At 65.2% G+C, this 20,221-nt stretch carries 23 protein-coding genes and 1 riboswitch; of the genes, 18 read left to right on the top strand and 5 right to left on the bottom strand.

Translation table 11 applies throughout. The features are described from left to right. Nucleotides 1-183: 183 nt before the first annotated feature. From hda to AC2CQI_RS13365, 3 genes are all read left to right on the top strand, one after another. Nucleotides 184-888 (top strand): DnaA regulatory inactivator Hda, encoded by a 705-nt coding sequence (gene hda / locus AC2CQI_RS13375; RefSeq protein ID WP_075803709.1) that lies wholly within the window; start codon nucleotides 184-186, stop codon nucleotides 886-888. Nucleotides 889-1,003: 115 nt separating this feature from the next. Then, nucleotides 1,004-1,645 carry a C40 family peptidase gene (locus AC2CQI_RS13370; RefSeq protein WP_075803710.1) on the top strand — a complete coding sequence of 214 codons (642 nt, stop codon included), beginning with the start codon at nucleotides 1,004-1,006 and terminating at the stop codon, nucleotides 1,643-1,645. Nucleotides 1,646-1,780: 135 nt separating this feature from the next. Continuing rightward, the gene (locus AC2CQI_RS13365; protein WP_081430262.1) at nucleotides 1,781-2,320 is read left to right on the top strand and encodes a C40 family peptidase; all 540 of its coding nucleotides are present in this window, start codon (nucleotides 1,781-1,783) and stop codon (nucleotides 2,318-2,320) included. Nucleotides 2,321-2,453: 133 nt separating this feature from the next. On the opposite strand, the gene AC2CQI_RS13360 is transcribed toward AC2CQI_RS13365, so the two are convergent. Both AC2CQI_RS13360 and AC2CQI_RS13355 read right to left on the bottom strand, forming a co-directional pair. After that, nucleotides 2,454-3,770, bottom strand: a complete 1,317-nt coding sequence (locus AC2CQI_RS13360) for a PQQ-dependent sugar dehydrogenase (protein ID WP_484580418.1) — start codon at nucleotides 3,768-3,770, stop codon at nucleotides 2,454-2,456. Nucleotides 3,771-3,917: 147 nt separating this feature from the next. Next, entirely contained in the window at nucleotides 3,918-4,496 is a 579-nt protein-coding gene (locus AC2CQI_RS13355; RefSeq protein WP_484580417.1) for a hypothetical protein, read from the bottom strand. Nucleotides 4,497-4,654: 158 nt separating this feature from the next. After that, nucleotides 4,655-4,864, top strand: a riboswitch (cobalamin riboswitch). Between the two features lie 117 nt (nucleotides 4,865-4,981). Here AC2CQI_RS13355 and cobO point away from each other — a divergent pair. The 14 genes from cobO (at nucleotide 4,982) to AC2CQI_RS13285 (ending at nucleotide 16,923) form a co-directional block, all read left to right on the top strand. Beyond that, nucleotides 4,982-5,593, top strand: coding sequence for a cob(I)yrinic acid a,c-diamide adenosyltransferase (gene cobO, locus AC2CQI_RS13350; protein ID WP_484580416.1), 612 nt, complete (start codon nucleotides 4,982-4,984; stop codon nucleotides 5,591-5,593). Further along, the gene (locus AC2CQI_RS13345; protein ID WP_484580415.1) at nucleotides 5,590-6,885 is read left to right on the top strand and encodes a cobyrinic acid a,c-diamide synthase CobB; all 1,296 of its coding nucleotides are present in this window, start codon (nucleotides 5,590-5,592) and stop codon (nucleotides 6,883-6,885) included. The genes cobO and AC2CQI_RS13345 overlap by 4 nt, the downstream gene beginning before the upstream one ends. After that, entirely contained in the window at nucleotides 6,882-7,532 is a 651-nt protein-coding gene (bluB, locus tag AC2CQI_RS13340; RefSeq protein WP_484580414.1) for a 5,6-dimethylbenzimidazole synthase, read from the top strand. The genes AC2CQI_RS13345 and bluB overlap by 4 nt, the downstream gene beginning before the upstream one ends. Further along, nucleotides 7,529-8,437: an adenosylcobinamide-phosphate synthase CbiB gene (gene cbiB, locus AC2CQI_RS13335; protein ID WP_484580413.1), complete on the top strand. Its 909-nt coding sequence runs from the start codon at nucleotides 7,529-7,531 to the stop codon at nucleotides 8,435-8,437. The genes bluB and cbiB overlap by 4 nt, the downstream gene beginning before the upstream one ends. Continuing rightward, on the top strand, nucleotides 8,430-9,422 hold the full coding sequence (cobD, locus tag AC2CQI_RS13330) for a threonine-phosphate decarboxylase CobD (protein WP_484580412.1): 993 nt from the start codon (nucleotides 8,430-8,432) through the stop codon (nucleotides 9,420-9,422). The genes cbiB and cobD overlap by 8 nt, the downstream gene beginning before the upstream one ends. After that, entirely contained in the window at nucleotides 9,419-10,873 is a 1,455-nt protein-coding gene (locus tag AC2CQI_RS13325) for a cobyric acid synthase (protein ID WP_484580411.1), read from the top strand. The genes cobD and AC2CQI_RS13325 overlap by 4 nt, the downstream gene beginning before the upstream one ends. A 1-nt stretch (nucleotide 10,874) precedes the next feature. Next, the gene (gene cobU / locus AC2CQI_RS13320) at nucleotides 10,875-11,396 is read left to right on the top strand and encodes a bifunctional adenosylcobinamide kinase/adenosylcobinamide-phosphate guanylyltransferase (RefSeq protein WP_484580410.1); all 522 of its coding nucleotides are present in this window, start codon (nucleotides 10,875-10,877) and stop codon (nucleotides 11,394-11,396) included. Next, nucleotides 11,393-12,448 carry a nicotinate-nucleotide--dimethylbenzimidazole phosphoribosyltransferase gene (cobT, locus tag AC2CQI_RS13315; protein ID WP_484580409.1) on the top strand — a complete coding sequence of 352 codons (1,056 nt, stop codon included), beginning with the start codon at nucleotides 11,393-11,395 and terminating at the stop codon, nucleotides 12,446-12,448. Before cobU ends, cobT begins: the two co-directional genes overlap by 4 nt. Further along, the gene (gene cobC / locus AC2CQI_RS13310; protein ID WP_484580408.1) at nucleotides 12,445-13,014 is read left to right on the top strand and encodes an alpha-ribazole phosphatase family protein; all 570 of its coding nucleotides are present in this window, start codon (nucleotides 12,445-12,447) and stop codon (nucleotides 13,012-13,014) included. Before cobT ends, cobC begins: the two co-directional genes overlap by 4 nt. A 784-nt stretch (nucleotides 13,015-13,798) precedes the next feature. Continuing rightward, nucleotides 13,799-14,527 (top strand): adenosylcobinamide-GDP ribazoletransferase, encoded by a 729-nt coding sequence (locus AC2CQI_RS13305; RefSeq protein WP_484580407.1) that lies wholly within the window; start codon nucleotides 13,799-13,801, stop codon nucleotides 14,525-14,527. A gap of 44 nt (nucleotides 14,528-14,571) precedes the next feature. Beyond that, the gene (locus AC2CQI_RS13300) at nucleotides 14,572-14,976 is read left to right on the top strand and encodes a MarR family winged helix-turn-helix transcriptional regulator (protein WP_075803723.1); all 405 of its coding nucleotides are present in this window, start codon (nucleotides 14,572-14,574) and stop codon (nucleotides 14,974-14,976) included. Nucleotides 14,977-15,013: 37 nt separating this feature from the next. After that, complete coding sequence (locus AC2CQI_RS13295) at nucleotides 15,014-16,216, top strand: MFS transporter (RefSeq protein ID WP_075803724.1); 1,203 nt, start codon at nucleotides 15,014-15,016, stop codon at nucleotides 16,214-16,216. Beyond that, a complete protein-coding gene (locus AC2CQI_RS13290; RefSeq protein ID WP_484580406.1) occupies nucleotides 16,213-16,335 on the top strand; it encodes a hypothetical protein in 123 nt (40 codons plus the stop codon). The genes AC2CQI_RS13295 and AC2CQI_RS13290 overlap by 4 nt, the downstream gene beginning before the upstream one ends. 39 nt (nucleotides 16,336-16,374) lie before the next feature. Continuing rightward, a complete protein-coding gene (locus tag AC2CQI_RS13285; protein WP_075803725.1) occupies nucleotides 16,375-16,923 on the top strand; it encodes a glutathione peroxidase in 549 nt (182 codons plus the stop codon). Nucleotides 16,924-16,927: 4 nt separating this feature from the next. Here AC2CQI_RS13285 and AC2CQI_RS13280 read toward each other — a convergent pair whose 3' ends face one another. Then, nucleotides 16,928-17,194 carry a DUF2798 domain-containing protein gene (locus AC2CQI_RS13280; RefSeq protein ID WP_075803726.1) on the bottom strand — a complete coding sequence of 89 codons (267 nt, stop codon included), beginning with the start codon at nucleotides 17,192-17,194 and terminating at the stop codon, nucleotides 16,928-16,930. A gap of 122 nt (nucleotides 17,195-17,316) precedes the next feature. Here AC2CQI_RS13280 and AC2CQI_RS13275 point away from each other — a divergent pair, with 122 nt between their 5' ends. Beyond that, complete coding sequence (locus AC2CQI_RS13275) at nucleotides 17,317-18,252, top strand: LysR family transcriptional regulator (protein ID WP_075803983.1); 936 nt, start codon at nucleotides 17,317-17,319, stop codon at nucleotides 18,250-18,252. A 51-nt stretch (nucleotides 18,253-18,303) separates the two neighbouring features. Here AC2CQI_RS13275 and AC2CQI_RS13270 read toward each other — a convergent pair whose 3' ends face one another. Both AC2CQI_RS13270 and AC2CQI_RS13265 read right to left on the bottom strand, forming a co-directional pair. Further along, nucleotides 18,304-19,572: an OmpP1/FadL family transporter gene (locus AC2CQI_RS13270; protein WP_075803727.1), complete on the bottom strand. Its 1,269-nt coding sequence runs from the start codon at nucleotides 19,570-19,572 to the stop codon at nucleotides 18,304-18,306. 148 nt (nucleotides 19,573-19,720) lie between these two features. After that, nucleotides 19,721-20,203 (bottom strand): hypothetical protein, encoded by a 483-nt coding sequence (locus AC2CQI_RS13265; protein WP_178392001.1) that lies wholly within the window; start codon nucleotides 20,201-20,203, stop codon nucleotides 19,721-19,723. Nucleotides 20,204-20,221 lie beyond the last annotated feature (18 nt).

Below are 20,221 nucleotides of genomic sequence, written 5' to 3'. Positions count from 1 at the left end.
TGCAAGCGGCAAGAAAGAGCAGTGCGCGTCGCCGCTGCTTTTTCTTGTCGCTTGCAGCTTGTGGCTTGAAGCTGTCCCAACCCTTTGATTTCCTTCGCTCATTGTGCGACCGACGGCGCGGGTATAGACTTTGCAAACTTTTACCAAGGGCCCTTTGCGGTTCCTCACGACCGCCCAGCCAGCATGAAACCGATCCAGTTGCCCCTGGGTGTGCGTCTGCGCGATGACGCCACCTTCATCAACTACTATCCGGGTGCCAACGCCGCAGCATTGGGCTACGTCGAGCGACTCTGCGAAGCCGACGCCGGCTGGACCGAAAGCCTGATCTATCTGTGGGGCAAGCAGGGGGTAGGGCGTACCCATCTGTTGCAGGCGGCCTGCCTGCGTTTCGAGCAACTGGGCGAACCCGCCGTCTACCTGCCGCTGGCGCAACTCCTCGATCGTGGTGTCGAACTGCTGGATTACCTGGAGCAGTACGAACTGGTGTGCCTGGACGATCTGCACGTCATCGCCGGCAAGCCGGAGTGGGAAGAGGCGATGTTCCACCTGTTCAACCGCCTGCGTGACAGCGGCCGGCGCCTGCTCCTGGCCGCCTCCGCCTCGCCCCGCGAACTGCCGATCAAGCTGCCGGACCTCAAGTCCCGCCTGACCATGGCGCTGATCTTCCAGATGCGCGCCCTGTCCGACGAAGACAAGCTGCGCGCCCTGCAACTGCGTGCCTCGCGCCGCGGCCTGCACATGACCGACGAAGTCGGGCACTTCATCCTCACCCGCGGAACCCGCAGCATGAGCGCATTGTTCGACCTGCTGGAGCGTCTGGACCAGGCTTCGCTGCAGGAAAAACGTAAGCTCACCATCCCCTTCCTGAAGGAAACATTGGGCTGGTAAACCCCGTCCTTGACCTACCGCACATAAAAGTCACATTTTTTTCGATTGAATTTGCAAATCGAATCCATAGAAGGCATAGTCGCGGCTTCATCAAATTCAAGACACGGTCGTGCCCATGCTGAATCGCTTCGCACCCCTCGTGCCCCTCGCACTCGTGACACTGCTTTTCGGCTGCGCAGCTCATAGCCCGGCACCGCAACAGCAGGATCACTTCGCTGTTTCTGCCAAGTCCGCCACCCAGTCCCCCGTTGACGCTTCGGTCTTCGACGAAGAGCTGGCGACCGAGCAGGATCTGGAAGAATTCTCCGGCAACAAGTCCTACCAACTGCCAGCCCTGGCCGACAGCATCCTCGAGCGCGGCATGTCGCTGATCGGTACCCGTTACCGCTTCGGTGGCACCTCCGAGCAGTCGGGCTTCGATTGCAGCGGTTTCATCGGTTATCTGTTCCGCGAGGAAGCCGGCATGACCCTGCCGCGTTCGACCCGCGAGATGATCAACGTGGATGCGCCGCTGGTCTCGCGCAACAACCTCAAGCCGGGTGACCTGCTGTTCTTCAGCACCAACGGCCGAGGTCGCGTCAGCCACGCCGGTATCTACCTTGGCGACAACCAGTTCATCCACTCCAGCAGCCGCCGCAGTGGCGGGGTGCGGATCGACAGCCTGGGCGATCGCTACTGGAGCAAGACCTTCATGGAAGCCAAGCGCGCCCTCGCGCTGGCTCCAGCGGCACCGGCCGAGACACTTTCGCGCAACTAAGCGAATTCCCTCGGTGTCAGACACACGGCGACTATGCTGAAAAGCTAGTCGCCGTGCGTGTTTACAGAAAACGTCTAATCTAATTTCTCACCACTTTTCCGGCCTCGCGCCGGCAGCTTCAGACAGGATGTTCTGATGAAGACGATGATGGCGCGTTTAGCGGTATTGTCCCTGGCAGCACTGCTCGGTGCCTGCTCCAGCCATGCTCCGACCCCGCCTCCGGTGGTCCAGCCGGCCTATGTTCCTGCCCAGATCACCTACTCGCCAGCCGCTGAGGACGTGCTTTTCCGCGCGCTCGGGCTTGTGGGTACGCCGTATCGCTGGGGTGGCAACACGCCAGACTCCGGGTTCGATTGCAGCGGGCTGATCGGGTACGTCTATCGGGACGCGGCGGGGATTTCCCTGCCCCGTTCGACCCGCGAGATGATCGTCATGCGTGCCCCGGATGTGCAGCGCGATGCGCTGCAGTCGGGGGATGTGGTGTTCTTTGCGACGAACGGTGCGAGCCAGGTGAATCATGCTGGCATCTATGTCGGGGAAGGGCGCTTCGTGCATGCGCCGTCGACCGGTGGGACGGTGCGGCTGGATTATCTGTCGAACAATTACTGGCAGAAGTCGTACCTGAATGCCAAGCGGGTATTGGTGGCGCCGGCGCATCTGGCGCACAACCCCTAGCTTTTGGGTGGGGCTGATGGCCTCATCGCTGGCAAGTCGGAGCGCCGAACCGCAGCTCCCACAGTGACCGCGTGCACCGCTGGACCTGTGGGAGCTGGCTTGCCAGCGATGAGGCCAGTACAGACAACCTCGATTACTGAAGCTTGCTCACCCGCCAAACCACATTCCCCACATCATCCGCCACCAGCACCCCGCCTCTGCGGTCCGTGACCACCCCCACCGGCCGCCCCATCGCCTTGCCATCGTCATTCAGGAACCCGCTCAACAAATCCACCGGTTTCCCGGCCGGCTTGCCTTCGGTACTGAACGGCACGAACAGCACCTTGTAGCCACTGTGCGGCTTGCGGTTCCACGAGCCGTGCTGGCCGATGAACGCGCCCTGGTCGAACGGCGGCGGCAGCGCCCCGGCTTCGGCGAAGGCCAGGCCCAGCGAGGCGGTATGCGGGCCCACCGCATAATCGGGGGCGATGGCCCGGGCCACCAGGTTCGGATCCTGATGCTCCACCCGCACATCCACATGCTGGCCGTAATAGCTGTAGGGCCAGCCATAGAAAGCCCCGTCCTGCACCGAGGTGATGTAGTCCGGCACCAGGTCGCTGCCGATCTCGTCGCGCTCGTTCACCGCCGTCCACAGCTTCCCGCTGTGAGGTTCCCAGGCGAGGCCGTTGGGATTGCGCAGGCCCGAGGCGAAGATCCGGTGCTGCCCGGTAGCCGGGTCCACCTCCCAGATCGCCGCCCGTTCCTTTTCCTTGTCCATGCCGTTCTCGGCAACATTGCTGTTGGAGCCGACGGTCACATACAGCTTCCTGCCGTCGGGGCTGGCGATGACGTTCTTGGTCCAGTGGTGGTTCAGCGGCCCTCCCGGCAGCTCGCTGACCGGCTCGCCCGGGCCATTAAGCGAGGTGGCGCCTTCCTGGTACTTGAAGCGCAGCAGGCGATCGGTGTCGGCCACATACAGGTCATTGCCGACCAGGGTCATGCCGAACGGCGAGTTGAGGTCCTTGAGGAACACCGTGCGGGTTTCCGCCACGCCATCCTTGTCGGCATCGCGCAGCAGGGTGATGCGGTTGGGGCTAGGTACGCCAGCGCCGGCCTTGGCCATGACCTTCTTCATCACCCAGCCACGGATGCCCTTGCCGTCGTCGGGTTTCTCCGGTGCGTTGGTTTCCGCGACCAGTACGTCGCCATTGGGCAGCACATAGAGCCAGCGCGGGTGATCCAGGCCACCGGCGAAGGCGACCACCTGGGTGCCCTGGGCCGCCTTGGGCTTGCCGCCATCGGGCCAGCCGACGGCGGGGGCGATGTTCACCGTGGGGATCAGGGTTTTGTTCGGTTCCGGCAGTTGCGGCGACGGGCCGCTGCCGTCGGTGACCTGGAGCCGGGCGGATTCGCCGCAGGCAGTCAGGCCGGTGGTGATGGCCAGCAAGATGGCAAGGCGCAGGGTGGGCATGGTCTGACTCCTTGGGATAGGTCCTAAAGAGTCAGAGGTGACGGGGGCGAGGGAGGTTCAGTCAGCTTCAAGCTATAAGCCTTAAGCTGCAAGAAAAGGCGCCGCTGCTCTTGCTTGCAGCTTATGACTTGCAGCTTGCGGCTGAACTCACGCCTGCTTCAGCAACAGCGCAACCCCGGGATAATACTGCCCCACCTCATCATGCAACTTCCGATACCCATACGGAAAACACCAGGCAATGGCACAGGCCGTATGCTTCTGCAGATCATCCACCAGGTCCTGCAGCTCTTCCGGGCTGGCATGCTGGCCCAGCTTGCACGGGCTGGCGAACAGCGCCGCGACCTTCAACTGGCTCGGATAGGCAATGGCCTTCGCCGCCTGCACCGTCTCCTGCAAGGCCCCGCTCAGATCAAGCCGTCCGACCTTCGGCCAGCGCTGCCCGGCATGCAGGTAAGCTGATTCATCCTTGCTGGCGATCAACAGATCGCAGCGCGCGCCCCGTTCGCCTTCGTCCCGCTGCTTCTTGCTCTGGTAACCCTGCAGGGTCACCAGTTCGGCCTGCCACAGCGCTGCCGACAGCATTCCGATGTTGCCCTGCACCCCTTGCCAGTGCGGACCCTCGTTGTCACCCAGGGTCTGGTTGAAGCGTTCGATGCATTCGCTCCAGCGCTCCAGCGCCGGCCGCAGGAACTCAAGACGGGGGTTGTTGATGATCAGACCTTGCATGCTGCTCTCCTTCGTAATTGTTGTACGAGCTACAGCGACAGCGTTGAATCATGTCAATGTGATATCACTCGTTTGGAGTGTGGCACAACGTGAAAGTTGCGCCGTTGGCCGCAATGTGACGGCGGTCTCCAATTGACGCTCCGGGCCCAACCCTCTAACCTTCGCGACTTGTTTCAGGTGCCCCGTGACTGCAAGGTCGACCGGGTGAAACAGGGAAGCCGGTGCGATTCCGGCGCTGCCCCCGCAACGGTAAATCGAGTCAAGACTGTGCACGGCCACTGGGTGTCGAAACCCGGGAAGGCGCCCGGTCAGGATCGCCCGGCGATCCGCTCGTTAGCCCGGAGACCGGCCTGCAAACTGTCAACGGCACCACGGCGGGTGGTGCGCGGTTCTCCGGGCCCTGGCGTCCGGTGCCTGCGCTTCCCTCCGTGCCCCCATCCCCTCAGCTGTCGCCGCCCTGCGACAGTGGCCCGCGGAGACCCCCGATGAGCGAATCCCCCGAACGTGACGAACGCCACCTGGCGCGCATGCAGCGCAAGAAGGCGGTGATCGACGAGCGTATCGCCAATTCCCCCAACGAATGCGGCCTGCTGCTGGTGCTCAGCGGCAACGGCAAGGGCAAGAGCAGTTCGGCCTTCGGCATGCTCGCCCGGGCCCTCGGCCATGGCATGCACTGCGGCGTGGTGCAGTTCATCAAGGGCCGCAATGCCACCGGGGAAGAACTGTTCTTCCGCCGCTTCCCCGAGGAAGTGCGCTACCACGTGATGGGCGAGGGCTTCACCTGGGAAACCCAGGACCGCCAGCGTGATATCGCCGCTGCCGAAGCCGCCTGGGAGGTTTCCCGTGAGTTGCTGCGCGACCCGGGCATCGGCTTCGTCGTCCTCGACGAGCTGAACATCGCCCTCAAGCACGGCTACCTCGACCTCGATACCGTCCTCGCCGACCTCCAGGCCCGTCCGCCGATGCAACATGTCATCGTCACCGGTCGCGGCGCCAAGGACGAGATGATCGAACTGGCCGACACCGTCACCGAGATGGGCATGATCAAGCACGCTTTCCAGGCCGGCATCCGTGCCCAGAAGGGCGTCGAACTATGAGCGACACCCGGCATTGCCCGGCGGTGCTGATCGCCGCGCCGGCCTCCGGCCAGGGCAAGACCACCGTGACCGCCGCCCTGGCCCGCCTGCACCGCAACCAGGGGCGCAAGGTCCGTGTGTTCAAGTGCGGCCCGGACTTTCTCGACCCGATGATCCTCGAACGCGCCAGCGGCGCGCCGGTGTACCAGCTCGACCTGTGGATGGTCGGCGTCGAGGAAAGCCGTCGCCTGCTCTGGGAAGCGGCCGGCGAGGCCGACCTGATCCTGATCGAGGGCGTGATGGGCCTGTTCGACGGCACCCCGTCCAGCGCCGACCTGGCCCGTCACTTCGGCGTGCCGGTGCTGGCGGTGATCGACGGCACCGCCATGGCCCAGACCTTCGGCGCCCTGGCCCTGGGGCTGGCGCGCTACCAGGCGGACCTGCCCTTTGCCGGCGTACTGGCCAACCGGGTTGGCTCGTTGCGCCACGCACAACTGCTGGAAGGCAGCCTGACCGAGGGGCTGCGCTGGTATGGCGGGCTCTCCCGCGAGACCGGGATCGAACTGCCAAGCCGCCATCTCGGCCTGGTCCAGGCCAGCGAACTGACCGACCTCGACCTGCGTCTCGACGCTGCGGCCATGGCCCTGGGCGATAGCTGCCAGTCCTCCCTGCCGCCGCCAGTGGCCTTCGAGCCGCCTGCACCCCGCCATATCGAGCGCAAGCTGGAAGGCGTGCACATCGCCGTGGCCCGTGACGAGGCCTGCGCCTTCACCTACGGCGCCAGCCTCGACCTGCTGCGCGAGATGGGCGCCGAGCTGAGCTTCTTCTCGCCGATCCACGACCAGGAACTGCCAGACGCCGACAGCCTGTACCTGCCCGGCGGCTATCCGGAACTGCATCACCATGCATTGGCGGCCAATACGCCGATGCTGGAAGCGATTCGCGCCCATCACCAGGCCGGCAAACCGTTGCTGGCCGAGTGCGGCGGCATGCTCTACCTGCTCGATGCCCTGACCGATGTCGCCGGGGAACGCGCCGAACTGGCCGGCTTGCTGCCGGGCGAAGCGACCATGCAGAAGCGCCTGGCGGCACTCGCCCTGCAATCGGTCGAACTGCCGGAAGGCACCCTGCGCGGCCACACCTACCACCATTCCCTGACCAGCACCGAGTTGGAGCCCATCGCCCGTGGCGTGAGCCCCAACGGCGGACGTGGCGCGGAAGCGGTATACCGCATCGGCCGCCTGACCGCCTCCTACGTGCATTTCTATTTCCCGTCCAACCCAGACGCGATGGCGGCGCTGCTGGCGCCATGAGCGAACATGCCTACAGCGAAGCCGAGCGCGCGGCGATCTACCGCGCCATCGGCGAACGCCGTGACATGCGCCACTTCAGCGGCGGCGAGGTGGCGCCCGAGCTGCTGGCGCGGCTGCTGGAAGCGGCGCACCAGGCACCCAGCGTCGGCCTGATGCAGCCCTGGCGCTTTATCCGCATTACCCGGCGCGAGCTGCGCCAGCGTATCCAGGCCCTGGTCGAGGACGAACGCCAGCGCACCGCCGAAGCCCTCGGCCAGCGTTCCGACGAATTCATGCAACTCAAGGTCGAAGGCATCAACGACTGCGCCGAAGTGCTGGTGGCGGCGCTGATGGACAAGCGCGACGTGCATATCTTCGGCCGTCGCACCCTGCCGGAAATGGACCTGGCCTCGTTGTCCTGCGCGATCCAGAATCTCTGGCTGGCGGCCCGGGCCGAAGGGCTGGGCCTGGGCTGGGTGTCGCTGTTCGATCCGCAGGCCCTGGCCGATCTGCTGCACATGCCCGCCGGGGCCAAGCCGCTGGCGATTCTCTGTCTCGGCCCGGTCCACGCGTTCTACCCGGCGCCGATGCTCGCGCTGGAAGGCTGGACCACGCCACGGCCGCTGGCCGACATGCTCTACGAAAACCAATGGGGAGAAGCCGAATGAGTGTGGCCTTGCTGACCGTGGCCGGGGTGGCGCTGGATGCGCTGCTGGGCGAGCCGCGGCGCTGGCATCCGCTGGTGGCCTTCGGCCGTTTTGCCGGGCGCCTGGAACAGCGCTTCAATTCCGGCGGGCGCGGCTGGCGCAGTCATGGGGTGACCGCCTGGTTCCTGGCGGTGATTCCGTTGACCCTGCTGGCGACGGCGTTGTCCTGGCTGCCCTACATCGGCTGGCTGGTGGAGATTCTCGCGCTGTACTGCGCCCTGGGCCTGCGCAGCCTTGGCGAACATGTGCAGCCGGTGGCCGACGCCTTGCGCGGCGGCGACCTGGACGAGGCGCGCAAGCGGGTCGGCTATCTGGTCAGCCGGGAAACCGCCGAACTGGATGAGACGGCCGTGGCCCGGGCCGCCACCGAATCGGTACTGGAGAATGGCAGCGATGCGGTCTTCGCCGCGCTGTTCTGGTTTGTCATCGCGGGGGCGCCGGGCGTCGTGCTCTATCGCCTGAGCAATACCCTGGATGCCATGTGGGGTTATCGCAACGAACGCTTCGAGCGCTTCGGCTGGGCCGCGGCGCGGATCGACGACGTGCTCAACTACCTCCCGGCGCGCCTGGTGGCGCTGACCTACGCGCTGTTGGGCAATACCCGCCTGGCGCTGAAGTGCTGGCGTCAGCAGGGCCCGAAATGGGACAGCCCGAATGCAGGTCCCGTGATGGCATCCGGCGCGGGTGCCCTGGGTGTCGAACTGGGCGGCTCGGCGGTCTATCACGGCGAGCTGCACGAGCGCCCGCAACTGGGCGAAGGCCCGCCAGCGGATGCCGGCGCCATCGAGCGCGGCTGGCAACTGGTGTGCAAGGGCGTGTGGCTGTGGTTGCTGCTGCTGTGCCTGGGAGCTGAATTCCATGCTTGAACACGGTGGCCGCCTGCTGCGGGCGATCGCGCACTACGGAATTGTCCGCGAGGACTGGCTGGACCTGTCCAGCGGCATCGCGCCCTGGGCCTTCCCGATTCCCGAGATTCCATTGCGTGCCTGGGCGCGCCTGCCGGAGACCGACGACGGTCTGGAACAGGCCGCCGCCGCGTACTACGGCGTAAAAGAGTTGCTGCCGGTGGCCGGTTCCCAGGCGGCGATCCAGGCGCTGCCGCGCCTGCGTCCGCTGGGCAAGGTCGGTGTGTTGTCGCCGTGCTATGCCGAGCATGCCGAGGCATGGCGCCGTGTCGGGCATCGTCTTCTGGAACTCAATGAAGCACAGGTCGAGGCGCAACTGGACAGCCTCGACGTGCTGGTGCTGGTCAACCCGAACAATCCAACCGGACGGCTGCTCAGCCCGGAAACCCTGCTCGGCTGGCATGAACGCCTGGCCCGGCACGGTGGCTGGCTGCTGGTGGACGAAGCCTTCATGGACAACACGCCGGTCCATAGCATCGCTGCGTTCAGCCAGCGCGAAGGGCTGATCGTGCTGCGTTCGTTCGGCAAGTTCTTCGGCCTGGCCGGGGTGCGCCTGGGCTTCGTGCTGGCGGAAGCGCCGCTGTTGCGAGCGCTGGCGGAAGAGCTGGGGCCCTGGTCGATCAGCGGACCGACCCGCGTGCTTGGGCAGGCAAGTTTTGCCGACAGCGAAAGCCAGCGCCTGCAGACCGAACGTTGCGCCACCGCCAGCGCCCGTCTCGCCGCCTTGCTGGAGTCCGCCGGTCTGAAGCCTTCCGGCGGCTGCGACCTGTTCCAGTACCTGCGCCATGACCAGGCCGCGATCCTCCACGATTTCATGGCCCGGCGCGGCATTCTCCTGCGCCTGTTCGATCAACCGCCCAGCCTGCGCTTCGGCCTGCCGGCGGACGAAGCCGACTGGCAACGCCTGGCCGCCGCGCTGGCCGCCTACCGCAAGGAACAGCCATGACCACCCTGATGGTGCAGGGCACCACCTCCGATGCCGGCAAAAGCACGCTGGTCACCGCGCTGTGTCGCTGGCTGAAACGCCAGGGCGTCGGCGTCGTCCCCTTCAAGCCGCAGAACATGGCGCTGAACAGCGCGGTCACCGCCGACGGCGGCGAGATCGGCCGGGCCCAGGCGGTGCAGGCCCAGGCCTGCAACCTCCAACCCCACACCGACATGAACCCGGTGCTGCTCAAGCCCAACAGCGATACCGGCGCCCAGGTCATCGTCCATGGCCGTGCGGTCACCAGCATGAATGCGGTGGCCTATCACGACTACAAGGCCATCGCCATGCAGGCGGTGCTCGCTTCGCACCAGCGCCTGAGCGCCGCGTATCCGGTAGTGATGGTGGAAGGTGCCGGCTCGCCGGCCGAGATCAACCTGCGCGCCGGCGATATCGCCAACATGGGCTTTGCCGAGGCGGTGGACTGCCCGGTGATCCTGGTGGCCGATATCAATCGCGGCGGGGTGTTCGCCCACCTGGTCGGTACGCTCGAGCTCCTTTCGCCGAGCGAGCAGGCGCGGGTCAAGGGCTTCGTCATCAACCGCTTCCGTGGCGATATCGCCTTGCTCCAGCCTGGTCTCGACTGGCTGGAAGAACGCACCGGCAAGCCGGTGCTGGGCGTGCTGCCCTATGTGATGGACCTGCACCTCGAAGCCGAGGATGGCCTCGACCGCCGCCAGGGCGCCAAGGCCGCGCAGGTGCTCAAGGTGATCGTCCCGGTGCTGCCGCGCATCAGCAATCACACCGACTTCGATCCACTGCGCCTGCACCCGCAGGTGGACCTGCAATTTATCGGCCCCGGCGAGGCGATCCCGCCGGCCGACCTGATCATCCTGCCGGGCTCGAAAAGCGTGCGTGGCGATCTGGCGCAGCTGTGCGAGCGCGGCTGGGAAGAGGCGATCGCCCGGCACCTGCGCTATGGCGGCAAGGTGGTGGGTATCTGCGGCGGTTTGCAGATGCTCGGCCGCGAAGTGCATGACCCGCTGGGCCTGGAAGGGCCCGCGGGGAGCAGCGCGGGCCTCGGGCTGCTGGACTACTCGACGGTGCTGGAAGCGCAAAAGCAGCTGCGCAACGTCAGCGGCAGCCTGACCCTGGAGCAGGCCGGGATCAGCGGCTACGAGATCCATGCCGGTGTCACCAGCGGTCCCGCCCTGGCGCATCCGGCGGTGAAACTGGCCGACGGTCGCGACGACGGCGCCATCAGCGCCGACGGCCAGATCCTCGCCACCTACCTCCACGGCCTGTTCGAATCCCCCGACTCCTGCGCCGCACTGCTGCGCTGGGCCGGGCTGAAACAGGTCGAGCGCATCGACTACCATGCCCTGCGCGAGCGGGATATCGAGCGCCTGGCCGACCTGGTGGACAAGCACCTGGACCAGGCGCTGCTTCGTCAACTCTGCGGGCTCGACTGACATGCTCAACCTGATTCTCGGCGGTGCCCGCTCGGGCAAGAGCCGCCTCGCCGAACAACGCGCCACGGCCAGCGGCCTGGCGGTGACCTATATCGCCACCAGCGAGCCGCTGGACGGCGAAATGAATGCCCGGGTGCAACTGCACCGCGAGCGGCGCCCGGCCGGATGGGCGCTGATCGAGGAACCGCTGGCCCTGGCCGCGGTGCTGCGCGCGAATGCTGCCGCCGACCGCTGCTTGCTGGTGGACTGCCTGACCCTGTGGCTGACCAACCTGCTGATGCTCGAAGACCCGGCCCGCCTCGCTGCCGAGCGCGATGCGCTGCTCGACTGCCTGGCCGGATTGCCGGGGGAGATCCTCCTGGTCAGCAATGAAACCGGCCTCGGTGTCGTGCCCATGGGCGAGCTGACCCGGCGCTATGTCGATGAAGCCGGCTGGCTGCACCAGGCCGTCGCCGAACGTTGCCAGCGGGTGATCCTCACCGTCGCCGGCCTGCCGCTCTACCTCAAAGGAAACCCATCATGACCCAAGCCTGGTGGCTCAACCCGTGCCGCGTGCCGGACGAACAGGTACGCGCCGAGGCCCTGGCGCGCCAGCAGCAACTGACCAAGCCGGCCGGCTCGCTGGGGCGCCTGGAGCAGGTGGCGGTGGAGCTGGCGGCATTGCAGGGGCAGCTCAAGCCAACGCTGGACCAGGTATGGATCAGCATCTTCGCCGGTGACCATGGCGTGGTTGCCGAGGGTATCTCTGCGTATCCGCAGGAAGTGACCGGGCAGATGCTGCTCAACTTCGTCAGCGGTGGCGCGGCGATCAGCGTGCTCGCTCGTCAACTGGATGCGCGTCTTGAAGTGGTGGACCTTGGGACGATCAATCTCGACCTCGATCTGCCAGGCGTGCGTCACCTGCGCATCGCACCGGGTACCGCCAACTTTGCCCAAGGGCCGGCCATGACGGCGGAGCAGGGCGAGCGTGCCTTGCAAGGCGGGCGTGACAGTGCCTTGCGAGCGGTGCAGGCCGGGGCGCGGTTGTTTATCGGTGGCGAGATGGGTATCGGCAATACCACGGCGGCCAGTGCGCTGGCCTGTACCTTGCTCGGGTGCGCGGCGGTCGAGCTGAGTGGGCCGGGCACCGGGCTGGATGCGGCGGGGGTGCGGCACAAGGCCGAAGTGATCGAGGCGGCCTTGCAGCGCCATGCCGGGATTGCGGGTGATCCGTGGCAGGCATTGCTGCATGTCGGCGGGCTGGAGATCGCCGCACTCGCGGGCGCCTATCTCGCCTGTGCCCAGGAAGGTGTCGCGGTGCTGGTGGATGGTTTTATCTGCACGGTCGCTGCGCTGGTTGCGGTGCGCTTGAATCCGTCGTGCCGGGCCTGGCTGTTCTTTGGTCATCGGGGTGCCGAGCCGGGCCATCGTCGGGTACTGGCCGAGCTGGAGGGGGAGCCGTTGCTGGAACTGGGCCTGCGCCTCGGCGAAGGCAGCGGTGCGGCGCTGGCGGTGCCGCTGCTGCGCCTGGCCTGTGACCTGCACGGGCAGATGGCGACCTTCGCCGAAGCGGCGGTGGCGGATCGGCCGGCATGATCCTCGACCTGCTGCGCCATGGTGAAACCGAGCTGGGTGGCGGCTTTCGCGGCAGTCTCGACGATGCGCTGACCGAGCTGGGCTGGGCGCAGATGCAGGCGGCGGTGGAAGGCGGCGGGCCATGGGATCGCCTGGTCAGTTCACCGTTGCAGCGTTGTGCGCGATTTGCCGAGCGTCTGGCGGCGGAGCTGAAGTTGCCGCTGACGCTGGAGCCGGGGATGCAGGAATTGCATTTCGGCGAGTGGGAAGGGCGCAGCGCGCTGGAGTTGATGGACGGTCATGAGGAGGCGCTGGGGCGGTTCTGGGCGGATCCTTATGGCTTCACGCCGCCGGGTGGCGAGCCGGTTATCGACTTCTCCGGGCGCGTTCTGGCCAGCCTGGCGCGTTTGCACACGGCCTATGCTGGCGAGCGGGTGTTGCTGGTGACCCATGGTGGTGTGATGCGCTTGCTGCTGGCCCGGGCTCGCGGGTTGCCGAGGGAGCAGTTGTTGCAGGTGCAGGTGGGGCATGGGGCGTTGCATCGGTTGCGTGTCGGTGCTGGCGACGAATTATCCGAATCCCTGTGAAGAACCCCTGTGGGAGCTGGCTTGCCAGCGATGAGGCCGGCAGGAGCAGTGATGTTGTCAGGTCGGGCCCAATCGCTGGCAAGCCAGCTCCCACAGGATTTGTGTCTGCTGGAGAGTCTGTGGTCAGCGCTGACTCTGTGGGAGCTGGCTTGCCAGCGATGAGGCCGGCAGGAGCAGGGATGTTGTCAGGTCGGGCCCAATCGCTGGCAAGCCAGCTCCCACAGGATTTGTGTCTGCTGGAGAGTCTGTGGTCAGCGCTGACTCTGTGGGAGCTGGCTTGCCAGCGATGAGGCCGGCAGGAGCAGTGATGTTGTCAGGTCGGGCCCAATCGCTGGCAAGCCAGCTCCCACAGGATTTGTGTCTGCTGGAGAGTCTGTGGTCAGCGCTGACTCTGTGGGAGCTGGCTTGCCAGCGATGAGGCCGGCAGGAGCAGTGATGTTGTCAGGTCGGGCCCAATCGCTGGCAAGCCAGCTCCCACAGGATTTGTGTCTGCTGGAGAGTCTGTGGCCAGCGCTGACTTTGTGGGAGCTGGCTTGCCAGCGATGAGGCCGGCAGGAGCAGTGATGTTGTCAGGTCGGGCCCAATCGCTGGCAAGCCAGCTCCCACAGGATTTGTGTCTGCTGGAGAGTCTGTGGCCAGCGCTGACTTTGTGGGAGCTGGCTTGCCAGCGATGAGGCCGGCAGGAGCAGTGATGTTGTCAGATCGGGCCTAATCGCTGGCAAGCCAGCTCCCACAGGGTTGGCGGCAAGCCAAACCATCGATGTATGTCTTGGAGAGACCGGCCATGCTGCCATTCTGGATCGCCCTGCAATTTCTCAGCAGCCTGCCCGTCACCCTGCCGGGTATGCCAACCCCTGAGCAGAACGGCCGCTCCCTGCTGTTCTACCCGCTGGTCGGCCTGCTCTTCGGCGTCCTGCTCTGGGCCCTGAATTCCCTGCTGCAAGGCACCCAGCCGCTGCTCCATGCCGCCCTGCTGCTCAGCGCCTGGGTCATCCTTGGCGGTGGCCTGCACCTGGACGGCCTGGCCGACAGCGCCGATGCCTGGCTCGGCGGTTTCGGCGACCGCGAACGCACCCTGACCATCATGAAGGACCCGCGCAGCGGACCCATCGCCGTGGTCACCCTGGTACTGGTCCTGCTCCTGAAATTCTGCGCCCTGCTGGCGCTGGTCGAAGCCGGGCAGGGCGCCTTGCTGATCCTGGCGCCGGTGATCGGCCGGGCGGCGATGCTGGCGCTGTTCCTCAATACCCCCTACGTGCGCCCCGGCGGACTGGGGCAAGCACTGAAGGATCATCTACCTCGGCAAACCGCACTGTGGGTCCTGATCGTTAGCGCCCTCGGCTGCCTGCTACTGGGCGGCTGGCTACCGCTGCTGGTCGCTGGCCTGGCCTTCTTCGCCCTGCGCCGCTCCATGCTGCGCCGCCTCGGCGGCACCACCGGCGACACCGCCGGCGCCCTGCTGGAACTGCTCGAACTGGCCGTCGTCCTGACCCTGGCTTGCAATATTTCGTAACTTTCTCTTGCGTCACTTCCGGATGCGGGTATATACACGCATTCATGTTGACCAGTACCTGCATCTGCACCCATCTGCGTCGCGCTGCCCGTGGGGTGAGCCGGCATTACGACGAGGCCCTCGAAGGCTTCGGGATCAATGTCGCCCAGTTTTCCCTGCTACGGCATCTGCAACGCCTGGATAAACCGAGCATCTCGACCCTGGCCGAAGCCATGGGCCTGGAGCGCAGCACCCTGGGGCGCAACCTCAAGGTGCTGGAGGCCGACGGCCTGGTGGCCCTGGCCGAGGGCAGCGACCTGCGCAATCGCGTGGTGCTGCTGACCGCCGAAGGCGCCGAGCGGGTGCGCCTTGCCGAACCGGCCTGGGAAAAGGCCCAGGCGGGCCTGGTAGACACGTTGGGTGCGGATCAGCGCGATCAGTTGATCCGTCTGCTGGAACAGTTGGCCTGAGCTTTTTCACGACCTTGCGCAACAGGAGAGAAAAACAATGACATCCGTATGGCGTACCAGTGGCTGGGTGCTGCTGGGCGCGGCCCTGATTCTCGCGTTGTCGCTGGGCGTGCGCCACGGCTTCGGCCTGTTCCTTGCGCCAATGAGCGCCGAATTCGGCTGGGGCCGCGGCGTGTTCGCCTTCGCCATCGCTCTGCAGAACCTGGTCTGGGGCCTGGCCCAGCCGTTTGCCGGGGCCCTGGCGGACCGGCTTGGTGCCGCGAAAGTGGTGATCATCGGTGGCGTTCTCTACGCCGCTGGCCTGGTCCTCATGGGCATGTCGGATTCGCCGATAACCCTGTCCCTGAGCGCCGGCCTGCTGATCGGTATCGGCCTGTCCGGCACTTCGTTCTCGGTGATCCTTGGCGTGGTCGGGCGTGCGGTTGCCCCGGAGAAGCGCAGCCTGGCCATGGGCATCGCCAGTGCCGCCGGCTCCTTCGGCCAGTTCGCCATGCTCCCCGGCACCCTCGGCCTGATCAACTGGCTGGGCTGGTCCCTGGCCCTGCTGGTGCTGGGGCTGATGGTGGCCTTTATCGTGCCGCTGGTGGGCATGCTCAAGGACCGTCCGCTGCCGGCCCAAGGTCATGAGCAGACCCTCGGCGAAGCCCTGCGTGAAGCCTGTTCCCACAGAGGGTTCTGGCTGCTGGCCCTGGGCTTCTTCGTCTGCGGTTTCCAGGTGGTGTTCATCGGCGTGCACCTGCCGGCCTACCTGGTCGACCAGCACCTGCCGGCGACCACCGGGACCACGGTGCTGGCCCTGGTCGGGCTGTTCAATATCGTCGGTACCTATACCGCCGGCTGGCTCGGCGGACGGATGTCCAAGCCGCGCCTGCTGACCGCCCTGTACCTGCTGCGCGCGGTGGTGATCGTGCTGTTCCTGTGGGCGCCGGTGACCCAGTTCAGTGCCTACCTGTTCGGTATCGCCATGGGCCTGCTGTGGCTGTCCACCGTGCCGCTGACCAATGGCACCGTGGCCACCCTGTTCGGCGTGCGCAACCTGTCGATGCTCGGCGGGATCGTCTTCCTTCTCCACCAGTTGGGCGCCTTCCTCGGTGGCTGGTTGGGCGGGGTAGTGTATGACCAGACCGGCAACTACGATCTGGTCTGGCATATCTCCATCGCCCTCAGCCTGCTGGCCGGCGCCTTGACCTGGCCGGTGCGCGAGCGTCCGGTGGCGCGCCTGCAGGCGGCTGCGGCATGAGCCATGCGCGCTTCTGGCTGATCGGTCTGGGCCTGGCCGTCCTCTTGCTGGGGCTGGCCTGGTGGGGCTGGCAGCGCGGCGGGCTGGCGCTGATGCAGTTGGGCATGGGCGTGTGTTAGGCGTACTCTGATCCTTCGTACAACGAATGGAGAATCGTCATGCAAGCACGCCTGTTGATCGCCGCCGTGGCCCTCGGCTTCAGTGGTCTGGCCCTGGCCGACGGCTGCCCGGCCCTGCTCCAGGGCGATCTGCCCAAGTTGCGGGCCAAGGAAAGCATCGACCTGTGCCAGCAGTTCGGCGGCAAGCCGCTGGTGGTGGTGAACACCGCCAGCTATTGCGGTTTTGCCCCACAGTTCGAGGGGCTGGAGTCGGTCTACAAGGAGTACCACGGCAAGGGCCTGGAAATGCTCGGTGTGCCGTCCAACGACTTCAAGCAGGAAGACGCCGACAGCGAGAAGACCGCCAAGGTCTGCTACGCCAACTACGGCGTGACCTTCACTATGACCGAGGCGCAAAAAGTGCGCGGTGATGGCGCCATTCCGCTGTTCCGCGAGTTGGCCAGCCAGAGCGCCGCGCCGAAGTGGAATTTCTACAAGTACGTGGTCGATCGCCAGGGCAAGGTGGTGGCCAGTTTCTCCAGCCTGACCAAGCCGGATGATCCCGAATTCCGTGCAGCCATCGAGAAGGCCATCGCCTCCAAGCCCTGAACGCCTATTTGCCGGGGTGCACGGTCAGCGCTACCAGCTTGATCACGATCGGGCGCACCACCAGCACGCAGGCGAAGGCCACCGGCATGGCCAGTTGATAGGCCTTGAGCACATGGCTCAGGTACTGCTCGCCGATACCGCTGTTGGCTGCGGTGATGACGAAGCACATCAGCATGGCCATGATCGACGACATGTAGAAGGCGAATACGTAGGGGGTGGCGCGTACGCCAAGTTTGCGGGAACGGGGACGGGTAGTGACCTGTGATTCCATGCGACCTCCTGCGGGGCTTGGGTGAGTCGGCGCAGGTTAGCAACGGGGCCGCGGGGCAAGTAGACGGGCAGGGCTTAGGTCTTTATAAAGGAAAACTTACGAATCCTGTGGAGACCTCCCGCGTGAACCTGCTGGGCCTGATCAAGAGCTTCATCAAGGTGGTCGAGGCCGGCAGCATTGCCGGCGGCGCGCGCAGTCTCGGCCTGAGTGCGGCGGCGGTGAGCCAGAACATCGCCCGGCTGGAGGCGCACCTGCAGGTGCGCCTGCTCTCGCGTACCACTCGCAGCATGGTGCTGACGCCCAGCGGCAGCCTGTATTACGACAAGGTCCGGCATATCGAGCGGGACCTGGAAGAGGCGCAACTGGCGATCACCACAGCCGACAGCGAGCCGCGAGGGCGCCTGTGCATCGCCACTACCTCGGCCTTCGGGCGCCATGTACTGGCGCGACTGATCCCGGAGTTCAGTGCGCTCTATCCGCGTCTTTCAATCGAATTGCTTACGAGTGACGAAAAGGTCGATCACGCCCGGCAAGGGGTGGATGTCAGCCTGCGTATCACCCCGCAACTGGAGGATGGCCTGCTGGCCCGGCATATCGCCCAGGTGCCCTTTATCTGCTGTGCCTCGCCTGGTTACCTGGCGCGCGAGGGCTGGCCGCAAAGTCCCGAAGAGTTGAAGCAGCGTCGCTGCCTGGTGTTCCGCTATCCGGTGGACGGGCGCTTCCTGCGCTGGGGTTTCGTGCGTGATGGCCTGCGTTTCGATGCCGAGTTCGGCGATGTATTGATCAGCGACGACATCGACGTGCTGGCGCAGATGGCGGTGCATGACGGCGGCATTACCCGGCTGGCCGAGTTTGTCGCCCGGCCCTGGCTGGAGCGTGGCGAGCTGGTGCCCTTGTTCGAGGAGGCCGGTGGTGCCCGTGCCTACGCCCAGACCGAGCCCATGGACATCTATCTTTGCGTTACCGACCGCTTTGCCATGACCCCCAAGGTTTGTGCCTTCATGGCGTTCCTCAAGGCCAGCCTGGGTGACGAATGGAAGGTCAAGGCTCGCACCTGAAATGAAAAAACCGCCAGCGAGGGCGGTTTTTTCGTGCAGCCAGAGGCGAAATCAGAAGCGGTAGGTCAGGGATGCGCCCAGGCCATGTGCACTGTTCTCGTACTTGGCACTGTAGGCACCTTTGCTCGGGTCACGCAGGTTGACCTTGGTGTCTTCTTCCCACAGGTAGGAGTAAGCCACGTCGATGGTCATCGCTTCGGTCGGGGTCCAGCCAGCACCCACGCTGAAGATCTTGCGGTCGCCGGTCGGGATGCGTGGCGAGCGGTTGGTGTTGTTGGTCGGCGACTGGTCGACGGTGAAGCCGGTGCGCAGTACCCACTCCTTGTTGACCTTGTAGGACGCGCCGATGGCGTGGGCCCAGGTGTCGTGCCAGTTCTGCTCTTCGCTGATGGTACCCAGGTTAGGACGCAGAGGAGCCGGCACGCCGTCGTTCTTGACGGTGATGGCTTCCAGGCGGCTCCAGCGGGTCCAGGTGCTGCCAGCGTAGAGGGTCCACTGGTCATCCAGTTCGTGGGTGACGGACAGGTCCACGGATTCCGGGGTCTTGATGTTCAGCGAGGCATCGAACTTGCCGCCGTTGAACGGACCGAAGCCGGTGCCCTGGATCTTGGTATCGCCCTCGAGCTTGTAGTCGACCATCGAGTGGTAGGTCAGGCCGATGCGGGTGTGCTCGGACGGCTGGACCAGGATACCGATGTTGTAGCCAACGGCAGTGTCATCGCCGGAGATCTTCACCTGGCCATCGTTGCGGCCCGGCGAGCCGGCGTTCAGGGCGTTGGACTGCAGGCTGCCGTCGATGCGGTTGATGGTCGGGCCGAAACCGATGGACACCACGTCGTTGAAGGCGTAGCTGACGGTCGGCTGGAAGGTGACCACCTGGACTTCCGACTTGCTGCCGAAGTAGCGGCCGGCGAAGCCGGTTTCATAATCGGTGACCAGGCCGAAGGGCACGTACATGCCGAAGCCGACGCTCCAGTGCTCATCGATCGGCTTGACGTAGTAGCCCATCGGGACGCCGACCACGGGCACCATGTCACCGTCGTTGCTGCCACCGAAGGTGCCACGGCCATTCTTGATGTCGGTCTTGGCGATCACGGCAGCGCCGCCGACGGTAATCTGTTCGCTTTTCAGGCGCGACATGCCGGCAGGGTTGCCGTACACGGTGCTGGCATCATCGGCGGAGGAAGAACGGCCGGCAAAACCGGTGCCCATGCCGCTGACGCTTTGTTCGTTGAGTGCGAAACCGCTGGCAAGCAGGTTGGAAGAGGCCAGGGTAACGGCAATGGCGAGGGTGCTTTTGATGAGTGTGACTTTTTTCATTATTAGAAACTCCAGGGGATCACCGTGGCGCAAATTACCAACATTTTCTGGACCGCGCTATAGCCTGTATCGCAGGAGATAGAGCGGTTTTGTAGGACAATCCGACCAGAATTGGCAATTTAATCCGTTTGATGTTGCAGGTGTTTTCCTAACATGCCTGATGTTCCACGGGCGCGACGCAGGCCTGCCAGGCCCGGGTGAAGTCGCGCAACCGGCCTTGCGGCTGGAAAATCTGACGCCAGATTTTTGCCAGCCCGAGCAGATCGTCGGCTTCCGGCAAACGGGGCGCCTGCTCTTCGATCAGCATCCATGCGATGGCGGTGGCGTAGCGCAGGTTCACCGTCAGTTCCAGGTGCGGGCCGTTGAGAAAAGCATGCTGACTAGCCAGACCGCGGACCAGACTCGCCAGTTCCGGATCGCGGGCAAGAAAGTCGTCCCAGACCGCTTGATGACGCAATGCGCCAATTCGATACAAGCCGTTTCCACGGCGATCGTGAAGGGCCGCGCCAAGGGCCGACTGGCTGGCCGCTACCCCGAGCAACAAGGCTTCGGCGCAGGGGCTATGGCGGTCCAGGTAGATCAGCGTCGGCCGGATCACGTATTGGCTCAACTCGCTCGCGGCGATACCCATGATGCCCTCGAACAGGAA

This window comes from Pseudomonas sp. P2S-1 (genome assembly GCF_057197725.1).
Note: the sequence above shows the minus strand (reverse complement) of the source record. Positions and strands in the feature narration are given on the sequence as shown.

Excerpts from the sequence above, each read along its gene's own strand:
- cobC (WP_484580408.1), top strand. The coding sequence starts at position 12,445 with ATGATCCTCGACCTGCTGCGCCATGGTGAAACCGAGCTGGGTGGCGGC.
- AC2CQI_RS13325 (WP_484580411.1), top strand. The coding sequence starts at position 9,419 with ATGACCACCCTGATGGTGCAGGGCACCACCTCCGATGCCGGCAAAAGC.
- AC2CQI_RS13280 (WP_075803726.1), bottom strand. The coding sequence starts at position 17,194 with ATGGAATCACAGGTCACTACCCGTCCCCGTTCCCGCAAACTTGGCGTA.
- AC2CQI_RS13370 (WP_075803710.1), top strand. The coding sequence starts at position 1,004 with ATGCTGAATCGCTTCGCACCCCTCGTGCCCCTCGCACTCGTGACACTG.
- AC2CQI_RS13270 (WP_075803727.1), bottom strand. The coding sequence starts at position 19,572 with ATGAAAAAAGTCACACTCATCAAAAGCACCCTCGCCATTGCCGTTACC.
- AC2CQI_RS13360 (WP_484580418.1), bottom strand. The coding sequence starts at position 3,770 with ATGCCCACCCTGCGCCTTGCCATCTTGCTGGCCATCACCACCGGCCTG.
- cobT (WP_484580409.1), top strand. The coding sequence starts at position 11,393 with ATGACCCAAGCCTGGTGGCTCAACCCGTGCCGCGTGCCGGACGAACAG.
- cobO (WP_484580416.1), top strand. The coding sequence starts at position 4,982 with ATGAGCGAATCCCCCGAACGTGACGAACGCCACCTGGCGCGCATGCAG.
- AC2CQI_RS13345 (WP_484580415.1), top strand. The coding sequence starts at position 5,590 with ATGAGCGACACCCGGCATTGCCCGGCGGTGCTGATCGCCGCGCCGGCC.
- hda (WP_075803709.1), top strand. The coding sequence starts at position 184 with ATGAAACCGATCCAGTTGCCCCTGGGTGTGCGTCTGCGCGATGACGCC.
- AC2CQI_RS13285 (WP_075803725.1), top strand. The coding sequence starts at position 16,375 with ATGCAAGCACGCCTGTTGATCGCCGCCGTGGCCCTCGGCTTCAGTGGT.
- AC2CQI_RS13295 (WP_075803724.1), top strand. The coding sequence starts at position 15,014 with ATGACATCCGTATGGCGTACCAGTGGCTGGGTGCTGCTGGGCGCGGCC.
- AC2CQI_RS13365 (WP_081430262.1), top strand. The coding sequence starts at position 1,781 with ATGAAGACGATGATGGCGCGTTTAGCGGTATTGTCCCTGGCAGCACTG.
- cobD (WP_484580412.1), top strand. The coding sequence starts at position 8,430 with ATGCTTGAACACGGTGGCCGCCTGCTGCGGGCGATCGCGCACTACGGA.
- AC2CQI_RS13265 (WP_178392001.1), bottom strand. The coding sequence starts at position 20,203 with ATGGGTATCGCCGCGAGCGAGTTGAGCCAATACGTGATCCGGCCGACG.
- AC2CQI_RS13300 (WP_075803723.1), top strand. The coding sequence starts at position 14,572 with ATGTTGACCAGTACCTGCATCTGCACCCATCTGCGTCGCGCTGCCCGT.
- AC2CQI_RS13305 (WP_484580407.1), top strand. The coding sequence starts at position 13,799 with ATGCTGCCATTCTGGATCGCCCTGCAATTTCTCAGCAGCCTGCCCGTC.
- bluB (WP_484580414.1), top strand. The coding sequence starts at position 6,882 with ATGAGCGAACATGCCTACAGCGAAGCCGAGCGCGCGGCGATCTACCGC.
- AC2CQI_RS13290 (WP_484580406.1), top strand. The coding sequence starts at position 16,213 with ATGAGCCATGCGCGCTTCTGGCTGATCGGTCTGGGCCTGGCCGTCCTC.
- cobU (WP_484580410.1), top strand. The coding sequence starts at position 10,875 with ATGCTCAACCTGATTCTCGGCGGTGCCCGCTCGGGCAAGAGCCGCCTC.
- AC2CQI_RS13355 (WP_484580417.1), bottom strand. The coding sequence starts at position 4,496 with ATGCAAGGTCTGATCATCAACAACCCCCGTCTTGAGTTCCTGCGGCCG.
- cbiB (WP_484580413.1), top strand. The coding sequence starts at position 7,529 with ATGAGTGTGGCCTTGCTGACCGTGGCCGGGGTGGCGCTGGATGCGCTG.